General features: G+C 46.4%; 19 protein-coding genes, 4 tRNA genes and 1 pseudogene. 21 read left to right on the top strand and 3 right to left on the bottom strand.

Annotation, left to right across the window (positions count from 1 at the left end):
- Positions 1-20 precede the first annotated feature (20 nt).
- Positions 21-1,313: a glycosyltransferase family 4 protein gene (locus tag MY7_RS17615; RefSeq protein WP_007614984.1), complete on the top strand. Its 1,293-nt coding sequence runs from the start codon at positions 21-23 to the stop codon at positions 1,311-1,313.
- A gap of 79 nt (positions 1,314-1,392) precedes the next feature.
- On the opposite strand, the pseudogene MY7_RS19975 reads toward MY7_RS17615, so the two are convergent.
- Positions 1,393-1,593: pseudogene (locus MY7_RS19975) on the bottom strand (hypothetical protein); the annotation flags it as partial.
- 95 nt (positions 1,594-1,688) lie between these two features.
- Positions 1,689-1,832 carry a YycC family protein gene (locus tag MY7_RS19435; RefSeq protein ID WP_007407902.1) on the bottom strand — a complete coding sequence of 48 codons (144 nt, stop codon included), beginning with the start codon at positions 1,830-1,832 and terminating at the stop codon, positions 1,689-1,691.
- Positions 1,833-1,950: 118 nt separating this feature from the next.
- Between MY7_RS19435 and MY7_RS17605 the strand changes: the two genes are divergently transcribed.
- The gene (locus MY7_RS17605) at positions 1,951-2,160 is read left to right on the top strand and encodes a hypothetical protein (protein WP_015418617.1); all 210 of its coding nucleotides are present in this window, start codon (positions 1,951-1,953) and stop codon (positions 2,158-2,160) included.
- Positions 2,161-2,190: 30 nt separating this feature from the next.
- On the opposite strand, the gene MY7_RS17600 is transcribed toward MY7_RS17605, so the two are convergent.
- Positions 2,191-2,388, bottom strand: coding sequence for a DUF2188 domain-containing protein (locus MY7_RS17600; protein ID WP_007407900.1), 198 nt, complete (start codon positions 2,386-2,388; stop codon positions 2,191-2,193).
- A gap of 170 nt (positions 2,389-2,558) precedes the next feature.
- Between MY7_RS17600 and dnaB the strand changes: the two genes are divergently transcribed.
- From dnaB to MY7_RS17500, 19 genes are all read left to right on the top strand, one after another.
- Entirely contained in the window at positions 2,559-3,923 is a 1,365-nt protein-coding gene (gene dnaB, locus MY7_RS17595) for a replicative DNA helicase (RefSeq protein ID WP_004393100.1), read from the top strand.
- Between the two features lie 116 nt (positions 3,924-4,039).
- Positions 4,040-4,453 carry a VOC family protein gene (locus tag MY7_RS17590; protein ID WP_029325782.1) on the top strand — a complete coding sequence of 138 codons (414 nt, stop codon included), beginning with the start codon at positions 4,040-4,042 and terminating at the stop codon, positions 4,451-4,453.
- 238 nt (positions 4,454-4,691) lie between these two features.
- Complete coding sequence (gene purA, locus MY7_RS17585; protein ID WP_012118894.1) at positions 4,692-5,984, top strand: adenylosuccinate synthase; 1,293 nt, start codon at positions 4,692-4,694, stop codon at positions 5,982-5,984.
- Positions 5,985-6,186: 202 nt separating this feature from the next.
- Positions 6,187-6,262 (top strand) — tRNA-Lys (locus MY7_RS17580).
- Positions 6,263-6,270: 8 nt separating this feature from the next.
- A tRNA-Glu gene (locus tag MY7_RS17575) sits at positions 6,271-6,342 on the top strand.
- Positions 6,343-6,426: 84 nt separating this feature from the next.
- Positions 6,427-6,503, top strand: a tRNA-Asp gene (locus tag MY7_RS17570).
- A 36-nt stretch (positions 6,504-6,539) separates the two neighbouring features.
- Positions 6,540-6,612, top strand: a tRNA-Phe gene (locus tag MY7_RS17565).
- Positions 6,613-6,949: 337 nt separating this feature from the next.
- Positions 6,950-7,657 (top strand): cell wall metabolism DNA-binding response regulator WalR, encoded by a 708-nt coding sequence (walR, locus tag MY7_RS17555; protein WP_004393104.1) that lies wholly within the window; start codon positions 6,950-6,952, stop codon positions 7,655-7,657.
- A 6-nt stretch (positions 7,658-7,663) separates the two neighbouring features.
- A complete protein-coding gene (gene walK, locus MY7_RS17550; protein WP_007614974.1) occupies positions 7,664-9,499 on the top strand; it encodes a cell wall metabolism sensor histidine kinase WalK in 1,836 nt (611 codons plus the stop codon).
- Positions 9,489-10,847, top strand: coding sequence for a two-component system activity regulator YycH (gene yycH / locus MY7_RS17545; protein ID WP_029325781.1), 1,359 nt, complete (start codon positions 9,489-9,491; stop codon positions 10,845-10,847). Before walK ends, yycH begins: the two co-directional genes overlap by 11 nt.
- Entirely contained in the window at positions 10,834-11,673 is an 840-nt protein-coding gene (locus tag MY7_RS17540) for a two-component system regulatory protein YycI (RefSeq protein WP_007614971.1), read from the top strand. Before yycH ends, MY7_RS17540 begins: the two co-directional genes overlap by 14 nt.
- A gap of 14 nt (positions 11,674-11,687) precedes the next feature.
- Entirely contained in the window at positions 11,688-12,482 is a 795-nt protein-coding gene (locus tag MY7_RS17535; RefSeq protein WP_007614969.1) for an MBL fold metallo-hydrolase, read from the top strand.
- Between the two features lie 86 nt (positions 12,483-12,568).
- Positions 12,569-13,765, top strand: a complete 1,197-nt coding sequence (locus MY7_RS17530; protein WP_007614967.1) for a S1C family serine protease — start codon at positions 12,569-12,571, stop codon at positions 13,763-13,765.
- Between the two features lie 526 nt (positions 13,766-14,291).
- Complete coding sequence (locus tag MY7_RS20195; protein ID WP_029325780.1) at positions 14,292-14,504, top strand: winged helix-turn-helix domain-containing protein; 213 nt, start codon at positions 14,292-14,294, stop codon at positions 14,502-14,504.
- The gene (locus tag MY7_RS17520) at positions 14,501-15,919 is read left to right on the top strand and encodes a sensor histidine kinase (RefSeq protein WP_007614964.1); all 1,419 of its coding nucleotides are present in this window, start codon (positions 14,501-14,503) and stop codon (positions 15,917-15,919) included. Before MY7_RS20195 ends, MY7_RS17520 begins: the two co-directional genes overlap by 4 nt.
- 231 nt (positions 15,920-16,150) lie before the next feature.
- On the top strand, positions 16,151-17,158 hold the full coding sequence (locus MY7_RS17515; protein WP_007614961.1) for a ThiF family adenylyltransferase: 1,008 nt from the start codon (positions 16,151-16,153) through the stop codon (positions 17,156-17,158).
- Positions 17,155-18,477, top strand: coding sequence for a hypothetical protein (locus tag MY7_RS17510; protein WP_007614959.1), 1,323 nt, complete (start codon positions 17,155-17,157; stop codon positions 18,475-18,477). Before MY7_RS17515 ends, MY7_RS17510 begins: the two co-directional genes overlap by 4 nt.
- Before the next feature lie 18 nt (positions 18,478-18,495).
- Positions 18,496-19,686 (top strand): MFS transporter, encoded by a 1,191-nt coding sequence (locus MY7_RS17505; protein ID WP_029325778.1) that lies wholly within the window; start codon positions 18,496-18,498, stop codon positions 19,684-19,686.
- A gap of 27 nt (positions 19,687-19,713) precedes the next feature.
- Positions 19,714-21,339: an ABC-F family ATP-binding cassette domain-containing protein gene (locus MY7_RS17500; protein WP_007614956.1), complete on the top strand. Its 1,626-nt coding sequence runs from the start codon at positions 19,714-19,716 to the stop codon at positions 21,337-21,339.
- The last annotated feature ends 7 nt before the right edge of the window (positions 21,340-21,346 follow it).

Here is a 21,346-nt window from a genome sequence, read left to right as displayed (position 1 = left end):
TTGAGAGAGGGGGAGCGGATGTGAAAGAAGAGATCGGCAAGCCGAACGGTCTGGTGCCTCCAGCCTTATTGCGCGTCATGGATCAATTTTACGGGATCGAACATCAAAGTGAGCCAGAGATGCTGTATTCATTCTGTGCGGAAGGAAAAAGCTCCCCCAAACGAAAAAAGCCATTGCGTATTCTGTACGCAACCTTTCTCCGTTACCCGAATGTCGGAGGGTTGGCGAGTTATATCACATCAATTAAGACCGGTTTTGAGCGCATCGGTCATCAGGCGGATGTCATCTCGCCGATCCAAATGCCGCCAACTTTTTTTCAGGAAGATATCCCGCGGGCCGCTGACGAGATCAGAGCGTTTCTTGTTGGCAGATACGGCGCCGCAAATGAAAAGTTTGTGAAGAATCTCAGCTATTTACATGTCTTTCAAAGATTTTTGAAGGAGAAAGACTTAGAACAATATGACCTGTTTCACGCGCAGGATTTATTTGCGGTATTTTTGCTGGGATACCTTAATCAAACGTACCAGCGTCCTCTTTTTTTCACGCCGCACGGACATTTTACGAAAAGCCGGATGAAGTTTCATAAAATCCAAAAGGGTTCAATAGAAGAGGCATATTTCAGTGAAATAGAAAGGCAGGGTATTCGGGCTTCGGATAAAATCATTACAATCAGCGACTCCTTTCACGAGCCCTTGCTGGAGTACGGAGCGAAGGAGACTCAGCTGACGACTGTTCATACCGGTATTCACATTCAGGATGCCCCTGAGCCAAAACGTGCTGAAAAGCTCGTGATTGCGTGCGTTTCCCGTCTGACCGAGCGAAAAGGACATGATGTGCTTCTGGACGCCCTCGCACACATCCGGCACCATTTATCCGGAGTCGACATATGGATCATCGGAGACGGAAACATGAGAGGGTTTCTGGAAGAGAAGAAACGGAAACTGGGCCTCTCGAATGTGTTTTTCCTCGGAAAACGACGTGATGTGCCGGCGCTTTTGGCTGAATCATCTATATTTGTCCTGCCGACATTGAATGATAATTTCCCTATAGCGATCATCGAAGCGATGTTCTCAGGTCAAGCCATTGTCGCAACTGACTGCGGAGGAATCCCTGAGATGATCCGGCATGAGGACACAGGGCTTATCTGTCAGCCCGGCAACAGCCGCGAACTTGCTGATGCTCTCGTAATGCTGATTACGGATCAGTCTCTCAGGGAACGGCTTGGGAAAGAAGCGCGCTCCTATGCGGGCCGGCATCTGCGTCAGGAACTGATGGTTTCAAAAATAGAAAGGATTTATCAATCATTTTTCTGAATGATACCGGCGCCGCATGACAGGTGCTTCAAGAGCAAAATAAAGAGGCCGGCGTTTAACTATCCAGCCTCTTTCTGAGTTATTTTTTCATCTCATACAGAGTCTGCTGACTTTGTCCGCCCGGGCCGCCTGTCATTCCTTGCCGGGCTGAGCTTGTTTTTTCGGTGCTGTATGGGTCAGCTGAGATTTTTGTGCCGTTCTTTTTAATCCATGAGACAAGCTTTGTGTTGCCTGAATTGTTTCCGGATAATAAGAAATATTTCACTTTTCCTTCGTCAACAGCTGTGAGACTGATTTACCAAAATTTTCTTCGCGGAAAAAGAGGCGGAAAGCCATCGCTTCCGCCTCCTGCACATATATATGAGAGAGCAGCCTTTATTTGTGATCGTTCTCTTTTTGGACTTCAGCTAATTTGGCAAGCAGAATGTGCTGAGGCATGTGCATGATTCTCTCAAGTGGCATATTCAGTGATTCTGCGAGCTTTTGCGCCGTTTCGGCGGAAATTTGCAGCGGTTTCATGTGATCACTCCTTCCGTTTCTTTATTGTACTAAAATCAGAAATCTATCGTAAGAGGATATGACAAAGGAATGGAGGTTTGATAAGCGGGGCTTTATAACAGAATGGGGGAGGTTTTTTATGCAATCGCCATTGATGTTATTACAGCTGAAGCTGGCTGATTATCAGAAAAAAGCCGCAGAACTGCGGACAATTGACGAATTTATTATACTGAAACAGACATTGCAGGACATGATGAAAGTATTCGCCGCCTGTGAAGAATGGGAGCTGTATCAAAAAACGGCCGATCTCATGGCGCAGACGGTGCTGCACATCCGTTTCATCGAATAAGAAAGGCCCTCGCTCGGGCGAAGGCTTTTCTTAAAAGGACCGTTCTTCTTCAATGTTTTTATGCTGATCATAAATGACAAGCTTAGACGGGCTGTTCTCTTTAGCCGTCTGCTCCGCTTTCTCGATCGCCGCGTCCTTCGATGTATAAAGAGCCGTCGGCGCCACATTTTCCACCTTCACAAACCATCCGTCCGCATCAACACTGGGTGTTACTGCATATGTTTTCATCCTTCTTACCTCCTGGTTTCGATTTATTTATTTGTTTCCCAGCATTCGGAATGGTGAAACACGCAGCCGCTCTTTGACAAATACAGGGAAAGTGATATTTTTCTATTCTTTTTCATGAGAAATGGTAAAATGGAGTTTGGATATTTTTTAAGGAGAGGACGGTGCTTAGCATGACAGACCTTCTGAATGATCGGCTGCCGCCGCAAAACATAGAAGCTGAGCAGGCCGTGTTAGGTGCTGTTTTTTTACAGCCGTCTGCGTTGACACTGGCTTCTGAAGTGTTGATTCCGGATGATTTCTACAGAATGTCACATCAAAAAATTTACAATGCCATGCTCGTGCTCGGAGACCGCGGTGAACCGGTTGATTTGGTCACGGTAACGTCAGAGCTTGCGAATACCGATTTGTTAGAAGAGGTGGGAGGCGTCTCTTACCTGACGGACATCGCGAATTCCGTTCCGACAGCGGCTAATATAGAATATTACGCGAAAATCGTTGAGGAAAAATCCATTCTCCGCCGTTTAATCAGAACGGCGACCTCGATCGCTCAAGACGGGTATACGCGCGAGGATGAAGTTGAAGATTTATTAAGCGATGCGGAAAAAACGATTATGGAGGTCGCTCAGCGAAAAAATTCGGGCGCCTTCCAAAATATTAAAGACGTGCTTGTGCAAACATACGACAACATTGAGCAGCTTCACAACCGGAAAGGCGATATTACCGGGATTCCGACTGGTTTTATCGAGCTTGACCGGATGACAGCGGGGTTTCAGCGGAATGATTTGATCATTGTCGCGGCCCGTCCGTCTGTGGGGAAAACGGCGTTCGCCTTAAATATTGCGCAAAACGTGGCCACCAAAACGGATGAGAGCGTCGCGATATTCAGTCTTGAGATGGGTGCCGAGCAGCTTGTCATGCGTATGCTCTGCGCCGAAGGGAATATTAACGCCCAAAATCTCAGAACGGGAAATCTGACGGAAGAAGATTGGGGCAAGCTGACGATGGCGATGGGAAGCCTGTCAAACAGCGGTATCTTTATAGATGACACCCCCGGCATCCGCGTCAGCGAAATCCGTTCAAAATGCCGCCGACTGAAGCAGGAAAACGGATTGGGCATGATTTTAATTGACTACTTGCAGCTCATTCAGGGAAGCGGCCGTTCAAGCGACAACCGCCAGCAAGAGGTATCGGAAATTTCACGGGCGCTAAAAGCGCTGGCACGGGAGCTTGAAGTCCCGGTCATCGCTCTGTCTCAGCTCTCCCGGGGTGTTGAGCAGCGGCAGGATAAACGTCCGATGATGTCAGATATCCGTGAGTCGGGAAGTATTGAGCAGGATGCCGACATCGTCGCCTTCCTGTATCGTGATGATTACTATGATAAAGAATCCGAAAACAAAAACATCATCGAAATCATTATCGCCAAACAGCGTAACGGCCCGGTGGGCACCGTCTCACTGGCTTTTGTGAAAGAATACAATAAGTTCGTAAACCTGGAAAGGCGCTTTGATGACGGCGGTGTTCCGGCAGGTGCGTAAAGCCTCAAGCAATGTCTTGAGGCTTTTTTTCATCCGAAAGAATGAGAGAATGCCGTCCGTTCGGCAGACGAAAAAATAAAGCGCTTTTATATAATGGAATTAAGGGAGGAATGATGATGACAATTGAATTTCCGCAATTTCAAGCGGCGCAAATCCGGATTGCCCGGCCGACCGGACAGCTTAAGGAAATCATCAGATTTTATGAAGAGGGCCTCGGGCTGAAGAGGGTCGGCAGCTTTTCCGGACATGAGGGCTACAGCGGTGTCATGTTCGGCCTGCCCCATACGCAATATCACTTAGAATTCACCGAAGAAACCGGCTCGTCTCAGCCGGCGCCCGTTCCGCACGGCGACAGCCTGCTTGTCTTTTACATCCAGGATCAGCAGGAGGTCATTCGCATCAGCACGAAATTAAAGCAGATGGGATATGAGGAGAAAGCACCCGAAAACCCGTACTGGGAAGAAAAAGGCGTGACCATCGAAGATCCTGACGGCTGGCGGGTCGTCCTGATGAATACATGCGGCATATAAATGACTGTCTGAAGAACCCTGATTACGGGTTCTTTTTCTTGTTAAAGCATGAAAGTTTCGGGAGTAATAGATAGTAAATGAAAGAGAAAACGCTTTTAATCATGTTTAAGGCGAACAAATATAGATTGATAAGATTTTAATGTTCGGATTTACGATTGACTTTCTGTTTCGGCACTGATACACTTAATTTGTTTGAATGAGATATCGTTTTGAAAGGTTAACGGAGGTGCACGGATATATGTCTTCAGTAGTCGTAGTAGGTACGCAGTGGGGCGATGAAGGAAAAGGTAAAATTACAGATTTCCTATCAGAAAATGCAGAAGTGATCGCACGTTATCAAGGCGGAAACAATGCAGGACATACCATCAAGTTTGATGGCGTCACGTACAAGCTTCATTTAATCCCATCAGGAATTTTTTATAAAGAAAAAGCGTGTGTCATCGGGAACGGAATGGTTGTTGATCCGAAAGCGCTCATAACGGAGCTTGCGTATCTTCATGAACGCAATGTGAGCACGGATAACTTGAGAATCAGCAACAGAGCCCACGTCATTCTTCCATACCATCTGAAACTGGATGAAGTAGAGGAAGAACGCAAAGGGGCCAACAAGATCGGCACAACGAAAAAAGGCATCGGACCTGCTTATATGGACAAAGCGGCGCGGATCGGCATCCGGATCGCAGACCTGCTAGATCGTGACGTGTTTGCAGAAAAGCTTGAACGGAACCTTGAAGAGAAAAACCGTCTGCTTGAAAAAATGTATGAAACGGAAGGCTTCAAAATTGAAGATATTCTGGATGAGTATTATGAATACGGCCAGCAGATTAAAAAGTATGTATGCGATACATCCGTCGTCTTAAATGACGCGCTGGATGAAGGCCGCCGCGTTTTATTTGAAGGCGCTCAAGGGGTTATGCTTGATATTGACCAAGGGACATACCCGTTTGTCACTTCATCCAACCCGGTCGCCGGAGGGGTGACGATCGGTTCAGGCGTAGGCCCGACAAAAATCCAGCACGTCGTCGGTGTATCTAAAGCGTACACAACCCGTGTCGGTGACGGTCCTTTCCCGACTGAACTGAAAGATGAAATCGGAGATCAAATCCGTGAAGTCGGACGCGAATACGGCACAACGACAGGCCGTCCGCGCCGTGTCGGCTGGTTTGACAGCGTTGTTGTCCGCCACGCCCGCCGCGTCAGCGGAATCACAGATCTTTCTCTGAACTCAATCGATGTGCTGACTGGCATTGAAACATTGAAAATCTGTGTCGCTTACCGCTACAAAGGTGAAGTGATTGAAGAATTCCCGGCAAGTCTGAAAGCTCTCGCAGAGTGTGAACCGGTATATGAAGAAATGCCTGGCTGGACGGAAGATATCACAGGCGCAAAAACATTAAGCGATCTTCCTGAAAATGCGCGCCATTATCTGGAACGCGTATCTCAGCTGACAGGTATTCCGCTTTCTATTTTCTCTGTCGGTCCCGACCGTTCACAAACGAACGTCATCCGCAGTGTATACCGCGCTAACTAAGAATTTGCAGCAAACAAGCCTCCGGTCACGGAGGCTTGTTTTTTTATGTAGGAAAAAAATAATAGATTTTTTTCAAAAAAGTAGTTGCCACTTTCGAATGTTCTATGATATTATAAATCTCGTTGTTACGGAACAGCTTCAATAGAGTACTGCAAGAAAGCTTTTGTCTGAATGCTCTATGATACATAATCCGACACATCAAGAGCCATTAGCTCAGTTGGTAGAGCATCTGACTTTTAATCAGAGGGTCGAAGGTTCGAGTCCTTCATGGCTCACCACTTTTTATGGCCCGTTGGTCAAGCGGTTAAGACACCGCCCTTTCACGGCGGTAACACGGGTTCGAATCCCGTACGGGTCATTGATTTACTTTAGCGTTATTGCTAACTCCTTATTTGTCCTCGGAGGGCCGCCACGATACGGCTCTCCGGACAAATTACTGTAAGGTCCGGTAGTTCAGTTGGTTAGAATGCCTGCCTGTCACGCAGGAGGTCGCGGGTTCGAGTCCCGTCCGGACCGCCATTTTACTTTACTTTATAGTATAGAAAAGAAACATCTGGCTCGGTAGCTCAGTTGGTAGAGCAACGGACTGAAAATCCGTGTGTCGGCGGTTCGATTCCGTCCCGAGCCACTTACCCAAACGCATCTGCAATAGTAGGTGCGTTTTTTCTTTTGTTATAAAAAAAGGGAGAGCCGGCTTTTCAGCCGGCCCAGAAGAAGACGTCAAACACTAGACGGCGTTTTTTTTCATGAGGTTTCAAAAAAATATTATTTTTTAAAAGAAAATAAAAAACATGACAAAAGGATGGCAGTTCAATACGTTTTTGCGCTGTTCTCTTTAATTTTTTTATCTTTTGACCTGAAACCGTTATAATAGACGGGGAACGTTTTTCACGATCCGAATTGTGATCATCATGAAATATCAATAGATGAAATGAAGTCATTCTGGCAGGAGGAAAATCAAGATGATGGATAAGAAAATCCTTGTAGTCGATGATGAAAAACCGATTGCAGATATATTAGAGTTTAATTTAAGAAAAGAAGGCTATGACGTGCATTGTGCGTACGACGGAAACGAAGCCGTGGAAATGGTGGAGGAGCTTCAGCCTGATTTAATTCTTTTAGATATTATGCTTCCGAATAAAGACGGAGTTGAAGTGTGCCGGGAAGTCCGGAAAAAATATGATATGCCGATTATTATGCTGACGGCAAAAGACTCGGAGATTGACAAGGTCATCGGGCTTGAAATCGGAGCGGATGACTATGTCACGAAGCCTTTCAGCACGCGTGAGCTTCTGGCCCGCGTCAAAGCGAACCTGCGCCGCCAGCTTACGGTTGCGCCGGCTGAGGAAGAATCAGCATCTAATGACATTCATATCGGTTCTCTCGTCATCTTCCCTGACGCTTATGTCGTATCAAAAAGAGAAGAAACGATCGAGCTGACTCATCGTGAGTTTGAATTGCTTCATTACTTAGCCAAACATATCGGACAGGTTATGACGCGTGAGCATCTGCTGCAGACTGTGTGGGGCTATGACTATTTCGGTGACGTGAGAACGGTGGATGTAACAGTGCGCCGCCTTCGCGAGAAAATCGAGGATAATCCGAGCCATCCGAACTGGATCGTCACAAGACGGGGTGTCGGTTATTACTTGAGAAACCCTGAACAGGACTAACCGGCGATGAATAAGGTTGGTTTTTTTCGGTCGATTCAGTTTAAGATCACGCTGATCTATGTGCTTCTCATTATCATCGCCATGCAGATTATCGGCGTGTACTTTGTGAAACAGGTGGAGAATTCTCTTCTCAAGTCCTATGAATTATCGTTAAATCAGCGGATTGACAATCTATCCTATTATATTGAGCAGGAATATAAAGGAGATAATGACAGCACCGTCATTAAAGATGACGTCAAACGGATTTTGAATGATTTTACGAAGAATAATGAAATACGGGAGATTACATTTGTTGATAAAAGCTATGAGGTCGTCGGTTCTTCGAGGCCTTATGGCGAGGAAATAGCGGGGAAACAGACGACTGACCCGATTTTTAAACGGATTTTCTCAACAAAACAGGCCTATTCAAAAAAATATTATGATCCTAAAAGCAAAAACAGAGTGCTGATTTCAGCAAAACCTGTCGTCACAGAGAATCAGGAAGTTGTCGGCGCGATTTATGTCGTGGCCAGTATGGAAGATACCTTTAACCAGATGAAAACCGTCAACTCGATTCTTGCTTCAGGAACAGGCTTAGCCCTTGTTCTGACGGCTCTTCTCGGTATATTTCTCGCCCGTACCATTACCCATCCGCTGTCGGATATGCGTAAGCAGGCGATGGAACTGGCAAAAGGGAATTTCTCCAGAAAGGTGCGGAAATACGGGCATGATGAAATCGGTCAGCTCGCAACGACGTTCAACCATCTGACGAGAGAGCTTGAAGATGCCCAAGCCATGACGGAAGGGGAGAGAAGAAAGCTTTCTTCCGTTATCGCGTATATGACGGACGGTGTCATCGCTACGAATCGCAACGGGGCTATTATTCTTTTAAACAGCCCTGCGCTTGAGCTGCTGAATGTTTCACGTGAAACGGCTTTAGAGATGCCGATTACGTCTTTATTGGGCATAAAAGAGAACTTTACATTTGAGGATTTAGTAGAACAGCAGGATTCAATGCTGCTGGAGATCGAACGTGAGGACGAAACGACTGTACTGCGGGTGAATTTTTCCGTTATTCAGAGAGAGCACGGAAAAATCGACGGTTTAATCGCGGTTCTTTATGATGTCACCGAACAGGAAAAACTCGATCGGGAACGCAGAGAGTTCGTTGCCAACGTGTCTCATGAGCTGCGGACACCGCTGACGACCATGCGAAGCTATTTAGAGGCGCTTGCAGAGGGCGCGTGGGAAAACAAAGATATCGCTCCGCGTTTCTTAATGGTGACCCAAAATGAGACTGAGCGCATGATCAGATTGGTGAACGACCTGCTCCAGCTTTCTAAATTCGACAGCAAAGATTATCAGTTTAATCGGGAGTGGATTCATATGATCCGCTTTATGTCACTGATTATCGATCGTTTTGAAATGACGAAAGAACAGCATGTCGAATTTATCCGCGAGCTTCCGGACAGAAATCTGTACGTGGAGATTGATCAGGATAAAGTGACGCAGGTTCTCGATAATATCATTTCTAACGCACTGAAATACTCACCGGAAGGCGGACATGTCACTTTCTCAGTCGATGTGAATGAGAAAGAAGAGCTGCTTTATATCAGCGTAAAAGATGAAGGTATCGGCATTCCGAAAAAAGATGTGGAAAAAGTCTTTGACCGTTTCTACAGAGTGGATAAAGCGCGCACGAGAAAACTCGGCGGCACCGGGCTCGGCCTTGCGATTGCAAAAGAGATGGTTCAGGCGCACGGCGGAGACATTTGGGCCGACAGTGTAGAAGGCAAAGGAACGAAGATTACATTTACTCTTCCATATAAAGAAGAGCAAGAGGATGATTGGGATGAGGCGTGAAAATATAAAAACAGTCATACTGTCAGTGCTGGTCGTCATTAGTCTTGTTTTAACATGGGGAATTTGGACATTCCAGCCCAATTTTTCAGAAGGCACGGCCTCAACCAAATCGCCTGTCCGGGAAAAGCATAAAATTGATAAAACGAGCCAAAAAGTGTCGCAAACGGTAAAACCCCGGGATATGTTTATTCATACAAACGGCTCTCATTATAAAGTGGATGATGAGACGCTCTTTAATGACCTGTGGGCGGATTTGCCGCAATGGGAAGTAAAAGGGATGAAGGATATTTCCGATCAATACGACAAGCTCGGTTTTAAAAATTGGCTTTACGGCAGAAACGGCAATTCGGCAAAGCTCGATCTGCAATTCAATGACACCATTCCGATTGATTTCTTCCAAACGATGTTTAAATGGTCGAATCCGTCAATGGAATACAGCTCATTTGACCATATTGTCATTCCATTTAATGAGAATAAGACAAATAAAAAGATTTACATGGTCTCATACAGCAAGCAGCTGATTTTGGAAGTGACTGTGGAATCGGCGAATTACCGCAATCTGATGAATGAGCTGTACAGCAAAAAGTCGAGTATGCCGTTATACCACCTCTATTCGGTCGGAAAAAGCAAAGAATTTCTCATGCCGAATGCGCGGTTTAATATGAAGGAAAAGGAATTTATTACTGAAACCATTAAGACGAACCTGTTTAAGCAGACACTTTTTAATGATCCGAGCACGGTCAGAGAAGACCCGAATTACAATCGAAATGTCCTGACTGACGGAATCAGCCGTCTGGAAATCAATTCGACACAGCGGCAGATTCAATTCCAGCATCGGAACCTGGCACAAAGCGCTTCTTATCAAACAGGGGAGCTGATTAAGAAAAGCTATAAATATTTAGAGGATACGGGAAGCTGGACGGATCATTATCAATTTTTCAATGTGAGTGATAACCAGCAGCTGAGTTTCTACATGTTTAAAGACCAAATGCCCGTGATCAACAGCACGTCTAAGCCTTTCGGATCCGGACCTGTTTTGACCCTTCAATGGGCCAATGACGAGGTTCTCAGCTACAAGCGGCCGAACTATGTTCTCGGACCGAATCCGATTAAAACAAAAGACGTAAAAATGATGAACGGCAATGAGGTTGTGTCTCTGCTGGAGCAGCAGGATAAATACGACGTGAACAAAATCGACCAGATCTTCCTGGCCTATCAAATGGTCTCTTCATCAACGAATGATCTCGTTGAGCTGGAACCCGTCTGGAGTATGAAAATCAACGGGAAGATCGTCCCGATTACGAAAGATCTGCTGGGGAAGGAGGAGGACGATAATGGAGTGGAATAAGACAAAAACGATCTTCATCATTGCCTTCCTCATCCTCGATATTTTTCTCGGCTATCAGTTTTTTGAAAAACGCTCGAGCAGTGAATACGAAGTGATTAAAAATTCAAATGTGGAAAAAGACATGGAGATGGATCATATCACTTTCGGCAACCTGTCTTCTGATTCCGCGACGGGCTACCGGCTGACGGCGGGCCAAAAGGTATTTACCGCTGAAGATATTGATGCTTTGAAAGATCAAAAGCCTTTAATGGAGATGCCGGCGGATGATCACAAGGTTACGACGCTGAAAATGAAACTTACCGATCCGGTCGGTTTATCGAAGCAAAAACCGCAGGAGGATGCGGAATCGCTCGTCAGCTCTAAAATAACCGGCGGTGAAAAATATAAACTGTGGAAAGTCGACAAGGATAAAAAACAGATCATTTTTTACCAGATGTATGACGGCCAGTTTATTTATCAAGATTTTGACTCGTCCACGGATGCGATCGGACAGGTGATTCTGCATCTGAACGATAAAAACGAGGTCGTATCTTACGAGCAGACCATGCTGGAGTCATTCAAGCGAATCCAGACGGAGAGCCTGATTCCTGAGCTTGATGCGGTCGAATTATTGTATTCTCAAAATTACTTAAAAGCGAATTGCGCCGTTAAAAGCGTTAAGTTCGGCTATATTGCCCAATATCCGCTGACAAGTACGCAGGTGCTGGCGCCGGTATGGAGAATTACAATCGAAGATAAGTCAAAAGGGACGAAGAAAAAGACACTGCAAACGTACACTGTGAACGCATTGGAAAGTACAGTCATTGATAACAATCAAAATAAATAATGGAGTGAGACACAATGGGCTTGCAATTTAGCGTGCTTGCGAGCGGGAGTACCGGAAATGCGTTTTATCTGGAGACAGATGAGCACTCTTTTCTGGTAGATGCCGGCCTGAGCGGTAAAGCGATGGACGGGCTGATGGAGAGAATCGGCCGCAAGATAGACGACGTCGACGGCATTTTTGTCACTCACGAGCATAGCGACCATATTAAAGGGCTCGGCGTCATTGCGAGAAAGTACGGACTTCCCGTCTACGCCAATGAAAAGACGTGGAAAGCGATGGAAAATCAGATCGGCAAGCTGGATACCGGACAAAAGTTTTTGTTCCCGATGGAAAGCGTGAAATCCTTCGGCGGGCTTGATGTTGAGTCATTCGGCGTCTCTCATGACGCGGCCGAGCCGATGTTTTATGTTTTCCACTACCAAGGCAGAAAGCTCGCGCTGATGACGGACACCGGGTATGTGAGCGACAGAATGAAAGGCATTATCCGTTCGGCCAATGTGTTTGTGTTTGAAAGCAACCATGATGTCGGCATGCTGCAAATGGGCAGATACCCATGGAGCATTAAGCGGCGGATTTTAAGCGATGTCGGCCACGTCTCCAATGAAGATGCGGCGCTCGCCATGACTGATGTCATAGGCGACGGCACATCGCGCATCTATTTGGCGCATCTGAGCCAAGACAACAATATGAAGGAACTGGCGAGAATGTCCGTGCAGCAGACATTGGCTGCGAAAGGATTTGTCGCCGGGGAAACGTTTCAGTTATTTGATACCGATCCGAAAATCCCGACGCCGCTGTGCGCCGTGTAATTTTTCCAAATGAATCATGATTATTAATCCGCGATCTGACCCACACTATAAGCAAATCGAGTACTCTTGAAAGGATTTGAGATAGGGTGGATTATAATCGCGATGATGAACAGTACGCCTCCGAACAGCCTCGCCGCAGCAAGAGAGGGTACTTTCTATCAAGTCTGATCGGCGTCATCGTTGGGGCCGCGCTTATGGCATTCCTGCTGCCGTACTGGACAGGCGGAGACCATGGGGAAAGCAGCAAAAGCACCAGCCAGCGTCTCGGCAGCGAACAGGTGAAAACAGTCAATGTAAATGTCAATGACGCTGTCACGAATATGGTCAGCCGTGTATCAGATTCGGTAGTCGGTGTTCTCAATATCCAAAAGACCGATATTTGGGGAGAGGGCGGCGAAGCGGGAAGCGGGTCCGGCGTCATTTACAAAAAGAACGGAAACACTTCTTATATCGTAACCAATCACCATGTCATTGAAGGTGCGACTGAGATTGAGATCAGCCTGAAGGATGGCTCACGCGTGCCTGCTGAGCTGATCGGGAGCGACCGTCTGATGGATCTCGCCGTACTGAAGGTGAAGTCTGATAAAATCAAATCGGCCGCCCAGTTCGGCAATTCTGATCAGGTCAAAGTCGGAGAACCGGTCATTGCGATCGGAAATCCGCTCGGGCTTGAATTTGCGGGATCAGTGACACAGGGGATCATTTCAGGCACGGAAAGGGCGGTGCCTGTTGACTCAAACGGCGACGGACAGCCGGATTGGAATGCGGAAGTGCTGCAGACCGATGCCGCGATTAACCCCGGCAACAGCGGCGGCGCTTTGATGGATATATCGGGCAAGGTGGTCGGCATCAACTCAATGAAGATCGCTGAATCCGCCGTTGAAGGAATTGGCCTGTCCATCCCGTCAAAGCTTGTCATTCCCGTTATTCAGGATTTAGAAAAATACGGAGAAGTCAGACGGCCTTTTCTCGGTATTGAGATGAAATCCTTAACGGATATTGCGAGCTACCATTGGAGCCAGACGCTGAAACTTCCGAAAGGCGTTAAAACCGGGGCGGTCATTATGGGTGTCGACGCGTTTTCACCGGCCGGAAAAGCGGGTTTGAAAAAGCTCGACGTGATTACCGGGTTCGACGGACATAAGGTCAATGACGTTGTTGATCTCCGTGAGCGCCTGTATCGCAAAAAGATCGGCGACCGTGTGAACATCACGTTCTACCGTTCGGGAAAGAAAAAAACAGCGGAAGTCAAACTGACAGAAGCGGATCGATTACAGAAATAAAAAAACAGCCCGGAATCTGGGCTGTTTTTTATTAATTTATTTGTTAATATTATACTATTGTGAAAACGGGAGGTGAAACACATGAAAACGGCTGATGTGATCATCGTATTGAATGAAATTGAAGGTGAATGTGAAGGAAGAATTATTTTAGAATGCAGAATTTAAGAACATGAAACATGTCATATCAAACGTCCTTTTTCAGGGCGCTTTTTTTATGCCTTTTTTCAGAAGCTATAAAAAAGAACTGAACGCGGGTTACAACACGTTCAGTTGAAAATGGGTATATTTAGAAAAAGGCAGACATGAATTTAGAACTTTGTGATTGAAACAGACTGGTGATGCTGAATTGAAGCGGCAGATGAAACTGTCGGCAGCTTATTTGTTGTTATTTGCAGATGGCTCCGTTGTGAGCGTTTACTTTCACCAATTCAGCTTAGATTCCGTTTTGTTTCAGATAAAAGCGAATAATAGAAGGGGAAGCGAAAAAAATAAACACAGGCTGATACATCTAAGGAGAGACTGCATCATGGAGAAGTTGAAAGGCATCAAGCTGATGAGTGCAGACAGCGAGTCTGCACTCATTGATTCTTTAACGATGGGGCTTCATCACGGAACGGTCCTCGGAGAAGACAATATCGTCGAGGTGTACATCCGTTCTTTGCGCGAAAAGCTGAAGGACAAAGAACACAAGGTGATTCGCACGGTTCGGGGCGCCGGGTACAGGGTGGATCTGGCATGAAACGGCTGTACAGAACCCTGCGATTCCAGCTCCTGTTCAGGTCACTGGCGATTTTGGCCTTGCTGTTATGTTTCATCGGCGGCACACAATACATGTTTATGACACGGACGATGTATGAAAATCAGGCGATCAGCATTCAGAGTTATATCAATTCAATGGATCAAAGCGTATGGAGGTCAATCAAAACCCTTGCCCGTTCCGAAACACCGGCTCAACCGAATTTGATTTACCCCGGGGTGACGGTTGCTTTTATCAATCAATCATACAAGATGTCTGTTTTATCAGAAGACCCGCACGCGGGGGCCGCTCCTTCTTTCCCGAAAAACGTGTATCAGGATGCGCTGACAGATACAATGGCGCTTCACTATCAAGTGGCTCACAATAAGGCGGGGGAGGAAATCATCGTCGTGTTTCAAGCGATTTCCGTTGACGGAAGGCAGGCGGGAGTTGTGCAGATGAGCACGCTGACCCAGCCTCTGAATGATTCGCTTTTCCGCCAGATCAGCATTTTCGCGGTGCTTTCCTTTGCGGCTTTGGTCATCGGACTGTTTGTTTTCCTGCCGGTGATCCGGCTCACACTCAAGCCGCTGTCCCGCATTGTGCATATGATGGGTGACATTCATGCCGGCAGTCTCGATAAACGGCTGCCGATCGATAGGAAGCAGGCCGAAATTGAGTCATTGGGCATCTCCATCAATCAGATGCTGGAACGGATTGAAACCTCTTTTCAGGCGGAAAAAGAAGCGAAGGAACGAATCCGGCAGTTTGTATCAGACGCATCACATGAGCTGAGAACGCCGCTTACCTCCATCCACGGCTTTATCGAAATATTAATACGCGGAGCGGCGGAAAAGCCGGAGCAGAAAGAAAAAGCGCTTCAAAGCATGTACGCGGAATCCGCCAGGGCGAATAAGCTGATAGAGGATCTTCTGTTTCTCGCGAAGATTGACCGGGTGCCGAGCTTTGAAATGAAAAAAGGCGCATTGGGAGACGTCATTTTGGAAATGGAGGCTCAGCTGAAGCTGCTCGCGAGAAACCGGAAGCTCGAGTTCTTTGTCAATCAAAAGATAGAAGCCATTTTTGACAAAGACAAAATGAAGCAGGTCATTCTCAATCTCTTTTACAATGCGGTGCAGCATACGGATGAAGACACGGGTGTCATCACCGTCTCCCTGCAGAAAGACGGAGGAATCATGCTTATGATTGCGGATAACGGAACGGGAATCGCTCCGGAGCATGTGCCTCATTTGTTTGACCGGTTTTACAGGGCGGAAACCTCCCGATCCCGTCAATCCGGCGGCGCGGGGCTGGGTCTTGCCATTACAAAAACCATTATCGACAGCCATAACGGAACAATTGAAGTGAAAAGTGAGCAGGGAAAAGGCTCCGTGTTCATCATCCGGCTGCCGGGATAAACCGGGAAGCAGGAAGAAATATCACAATTTATATGTAAATTCTAAATTTTCTAAAAATAACTTGTCCTTTTCCAATATTGGTGATAATATCTAGTTATTGGTAAAGGGGGTGTGTACTGATGAAGATTGAAGAACTTGATCTTGATACAGAAACAGCAAGCTTGGTGCATCGCTGCTAGTAAAGCCGTGACTCCCCTCATTGGGGAGTTATTATCTTTCAGGGGGTATGTCATGATGTCAACGGACTGTAAGCGCTGGAAGTTTAAAGACAGCGTGCAGGTGCTGACCTACACGGCACATATTATCATTCAAAATCGAAAGGCGATTAAGCTTGCGCATACGAGTGAGATCAAAGAGGCGGTTGAACGACTGATCACCGGCTGTGAAAAACAAGAGCTTTCTGATCTTCTGGGAGAGGAAGCGGGAAACCAGTTTTTCGATGCATTAATGAAATTGGATGCTTTAATAGAGCCATGGCAAAACGGCCGTGAAGGCCGCATCACTGAAAAGCAGCTCTACCATTTTGAGAAATACAACCAAAACCCCAATCTGATCCAAAAGAGATTAGACGGCAGCAGGGCAGCGATCGTGGGTCTGGGGGGCGTCGGAACGATCATTCTTCAAAACCTTTTGGCGGCGGGCATGCAGCATTTTATTCTCATTGATTTCGATGCCGTATCAGTACATAACCTGAACAGACAATTCGTCTATAATAAATCTTCTGTAGGCAAATTAAAGATCTCAGAATGCAGAGATTATATTGCGGGTATCAATCCCCATGCGGACGCAGCACTTTACCATAAGGAAATTACACAGCCGCAGGACCTGCGTGTGTTAGATCCGTATGAAATTGATATCGTCATAAATGCCGCTGACAAACCCCATAACATTTCTGAATGGGTTTACCGGTATTGCAAGGAGCGGAATATTGCATTTATGACCGGGGGTGTCGGCAGCTTCAGCGGCCAATGGGGGCCTCTGCTTACGCCTGAATCCTATCAATCCGGCGTCACCTATGAAAAAAACATGCCGGCCGGACTTCTGAACTGTTACCCTGATGAACCGATCAAAGGTTCCTTAGGAGCGACAAACGGTATTATATCCTCGTTTATGTCTCATGACATTATCACATACCTTGCAGGCGGAAGCCCGAAATCCCTGAATACCCGCATCGGCCTGGACTTTGACGGCCTTCATATTACAGAAACGAAGCTTTCTCAAAAGGAAAGCGCTTTATGAAGACGATGCATCGTACGGCGAGAAAACCGGGCGACCCTCTGAAAATAGAAATCGACACAAGCCCGATACGCTTGAACCCATTAGATACGCAGGATTACACAAGCAAGATGATTTGCAGCATTATGTATGAAAGTCTGCAGGACGGCTATAACTGCCGGATCATCCGCAAAGATCCCCGCACCTGTCAGGTGGACATTCACCCGGACTATTTAGGTGACGCCGAGGGTGTGGTTCAAACGATCATCTATCATCTGACGAAAGAAAATCAAAGCCCCCATCTTGGCAGTTTCCTGAACATAAAACAGGCCGTTCCGTATGTAAAAGGCCTCGTCTCATCCGATCAGCTCGGGGTGAACGTAACGGGTGAAAAACGCTTTGAAGTCACCTTGGACGAGCCGTCTGATGAAATAGAAGCTGTTTTGCAGAGCAGCTTTCTGATTCCGGGGACCGCCGGGGGCGGCGTGCTGGAAAACGGCCCGTACCGATTCAAGCGTACGTTTGAGAAGGGGCTGGAATTTGAGCGGAATCCGCAATATAAAATGACGCCCGCGGATCACCGCACGGTTCAGACTATCCAATTTATTTTGAATGATGATCTGGAAAAAAGCATCGGGCTGTACGAAGCGAATCAAACGGACGTGACCTGCCACACCCAGTTTCATCATTCAAACATGAGGTATCGGCAGTATGCTGATTTTAAAGAAAATCATTTGCCGATGTTATTTACCTTCAAGGTAAAGGACGACATGCTGAGAACTTTCATTCAGCATTATTTTGATAGACAAAAGCTGGCCGGGGATTTGGGGCATATCATCACACCGACTGATTCACTGATCGGTATATGGGAAAGCGGGAGGACACCGCAGAAAGATCCGCCCCTTTTGACAAAAGAAGAGCCGATCCGAATCGTTTATGCCGATTATTATCCCAACGGAGAGATCATTGAAAGGCTGGCTGATCTGTTTCGGCGGGCCGGAGCGGACGTATCCGTCTCCCAGGTCGGTCATTTCAATGATTATTACCATATGGATAAAAGCGGGTTTGATATTGAGCTCCATTTGTTCCTGCCGGCTTACATGCATGAGCTGAGCTACATCAAATATTTTATCCGCGACATCAGCGATCCAGAGAAGAAAAAAACGATCGTTGATGCCATAGGATCTGAAAAAAAGAAGGAACTTTTTGGGTTATTCGAGAATACAACTCATTATTGCCCAATTTGTTTTGGGAAAAGTCTGTATCTGCAAGATCCATGTATAGAGGGTTTTAGTGTAAAGACTGACGGGCTCCTTTCTGTTCATGATGTTAAATGCAGATAGCTGGAAAGGGGTATTCATTTGCGGAATCGAAATTTGCTTTACTTCTCCGGTTTTTTCGGAAACTTCTTTTTCGAACGGGGAATTTGGATTTTATATTTAACAAGCATGAATTATTCATTGTTTCTAGTGGGCATCCTGCAATCGGTCCTGAATTTGGCGATGTTTCTGGCGGAAGTGCCGAGCGGCGTCATCTCGGATAGAATCGGGAGAAAAAAATCGCTCTTGCTCGGCCATTTTATGGTCATTATCTATTTGGTGATGTTCCTGAGCTTCCATAACTTCATCGCCCTCTTCATCGCCCATATTATATACGGTATCGGGCTGACGTTTATATCAGGAACGGATCACGCCTTTTTGTTTGATTCACTGAAAGAACAAGGGAAAGAAAAGTGGTACGGCAAATCCATCGGAAACTATAACGGACTTGTCATAATCGGTCTTGCGATAGCCATGGGCATCGGCGGCTACTTGCAGGAAATATCATGGTCATATGTGTTTATCGCCGGGATTGTCACTCAGCTGATTGCAATGGCGGTCATTACACAGCTGACGGAAATCAAATTTGAAAACAGTGAACACGAAACGCAGACGGTCGGTGACATCTTAAAAGAAGTCAAAGATTTCTTCAGGCTGAACAAAGCCTTTAAATATTTGGTGCTGTCACTCTCCGTTTTCTTTGCGATTACATCGGTTTTTTATATGTACGGACAAGATCTGTTAAGTCAGGAAGGGCTGTCCGTGCGCAATATATCCATTATTTTTGCGGGACTGTCCATCTTGCAGGCGCTGTGCTCCATCTTTTCTTCCAAGCCGGCGGAAAAATTCACGCCGAGGCGCGTGCTTCTGCTGACATTCTGCATCATCGGGGCGGCTTATCTGTTTATACCATCGGGCAGTCTGTACGTGACGATTGCAGCTTTTGTCGTCATTAACGCGCTCTATGATGTGATAGAACCCGTATCCAGTCAGGTGGTGAATAATGAGATTCCGTCCAGAACGAGAGCCACGCTGCTGTCCATTATCAGTTTGATGACCTCGCTCTTCATGTTCATTGCCTTTCCGTTTATCGGATTCTTAACGGACTATTTTGATTCAGCTTTGCTGCTGACCGCAATCGGGGTATTATCCATCTTATTGTCGCTGTTTATGATGCTCAGCTTTTACAAACTGAAAGCGAGCGTCGCCATCCAGAATAAAGTCGAGCTTTGAACCAGAATGACAAAGGGATGATGTGAGTTGCTGAATATTCATAATCTTACGGTAAATTTAGCGGGAGATACGATTTTCAAACAAGTATCTTTTTTCATCAATGAAGGCGAGAAAGTGCTTGTGGCCGGGCCGAACGGTTCCGGCAAAAGCACGCTGTTCAGGGTGCTTTCCGGAGAGCTTGAGGCAGATGAAGGAACGATTGCGATCAACAAAGGGGCGAAGGTCGGTTTGCTGAAGCAGATCGCTGATCCCCATGAGGACCTGACGTTGTATCAATATCTGGAAAAATCATTTGAAGCTCTCGCGGCGATCCAGAAGGAAATGAAGGCCATTGAGCTGAAGCTTTCGGAACCGATGAGTGATGACGAGCTGACTGCTTTATTGGAAAAGTACAGTCAATATACGGAAACATTTGAGCGGAACAACGGCTACCAGATGCACGCGATGATTGACGAGGTATGCAACGGGCTCAGCCTCAGCGAATTAAAGGATCAGCCGTTTTCAAAGCTGAGCGGCGGCGAAAAAACAAAAGCCGGCCTTGCCGAAATTTTAATCCGCAACGACGACGTTATATTGCTGGACGAGCCGACCAACCATTTGGACGTCCATGCGATTGAGTGGCTTGAAGGGTTTATTAAAAAATCGAACAAAACCATTCTGTTTACGACCCACGATAAAACGTTTGCCGACCAAACGGCGATGAAGGTGCTCGAGATTGACGATACCGAGGTGAAGATTTGGCCTTACGGCTTCAGCGAATACTTGAAAAAGCGGGAAGAATTCATCATCGCCCAGTTTGAGAAATATGAAGAACAGCAGAGAAAAATACAGAAGATGAAGGAATCCATCGCCCAGCTGAGAGATTGGGCCAACCGCTCAAATCCGCCGTCTGTCGGCCTGCACAGACGCGCGAATAATATGGAAAAAGCGCTGAAAAGGATTGAGCTGATCAATAAGCCGGTCCGGACGGAGCAAAAATTAAAAAACGCATTTCAGGAAGCGGGCGCCGGTTCAAAAGATATTGTGTTCATTGAAAACGGAAAGGTGACCAACGGATCTTCCCTTTTATATCAAAATGTGAACCTGCGCATAAAGCATAAAGACAGAATCGGCATCGTCGGCAGAAACGGCGTCGGCAAAACAACGCTGATCCGCTGCATCATCGGGGAAAGAGAACTGTCGGACGGCACCATTAAAGTGGGGGAAAATCTTAAAATAGGCTACATTGATCAAAAGAGCCATGTCGGAGATTCGAGTCAGACGATTCTGCAATTCTTTAAAGAAAATCTGCTGACTGAAGAGGGCATGGCCCGGAATATGCTGGCCAAGTACGGATTTTACGGGTCGTCAGTCTTTAAAAAACTTTCCGTCCTGTCAGGCGGTGAGAGAATCAGGTTGAAGCTGTCCATCTTAATGGAAAAAAAGCTGAATGTCCTGATCCTGGATGAGCCGACCAACCACTTGGATATTGAATCTCAGGAAATTCTCGAAAACAGCCTGATGCAGTTTCAAGGCACCATCATCTGCGTTTCTCACGACAGAAACCTGCTGGAGAAGTTCAACAAGATTTTCTGGCTTGAGAATCAAAACGTCACCATCTTTTCAGGTCCATACAGTTACGCCAAACAAAAAAAACGGCAGATTGCCGAATAAAAGGGGA

This window comes from Bacillus sp. 5B6 (genome assembly GCF_000259405.1).
In the GTDB taxonomy this organism is placed as follows: domain Bacteria; phylum Bacillota; class Bacilli; order Bacillales; family Bacillaceae; genus Bacillus; species Bacillus velezensis.
The sequence above is the reverse complement of the archived record's forward strand: the minus strand, read 5'-3'. Positions and strand labels throughout refer to the sequence as shown.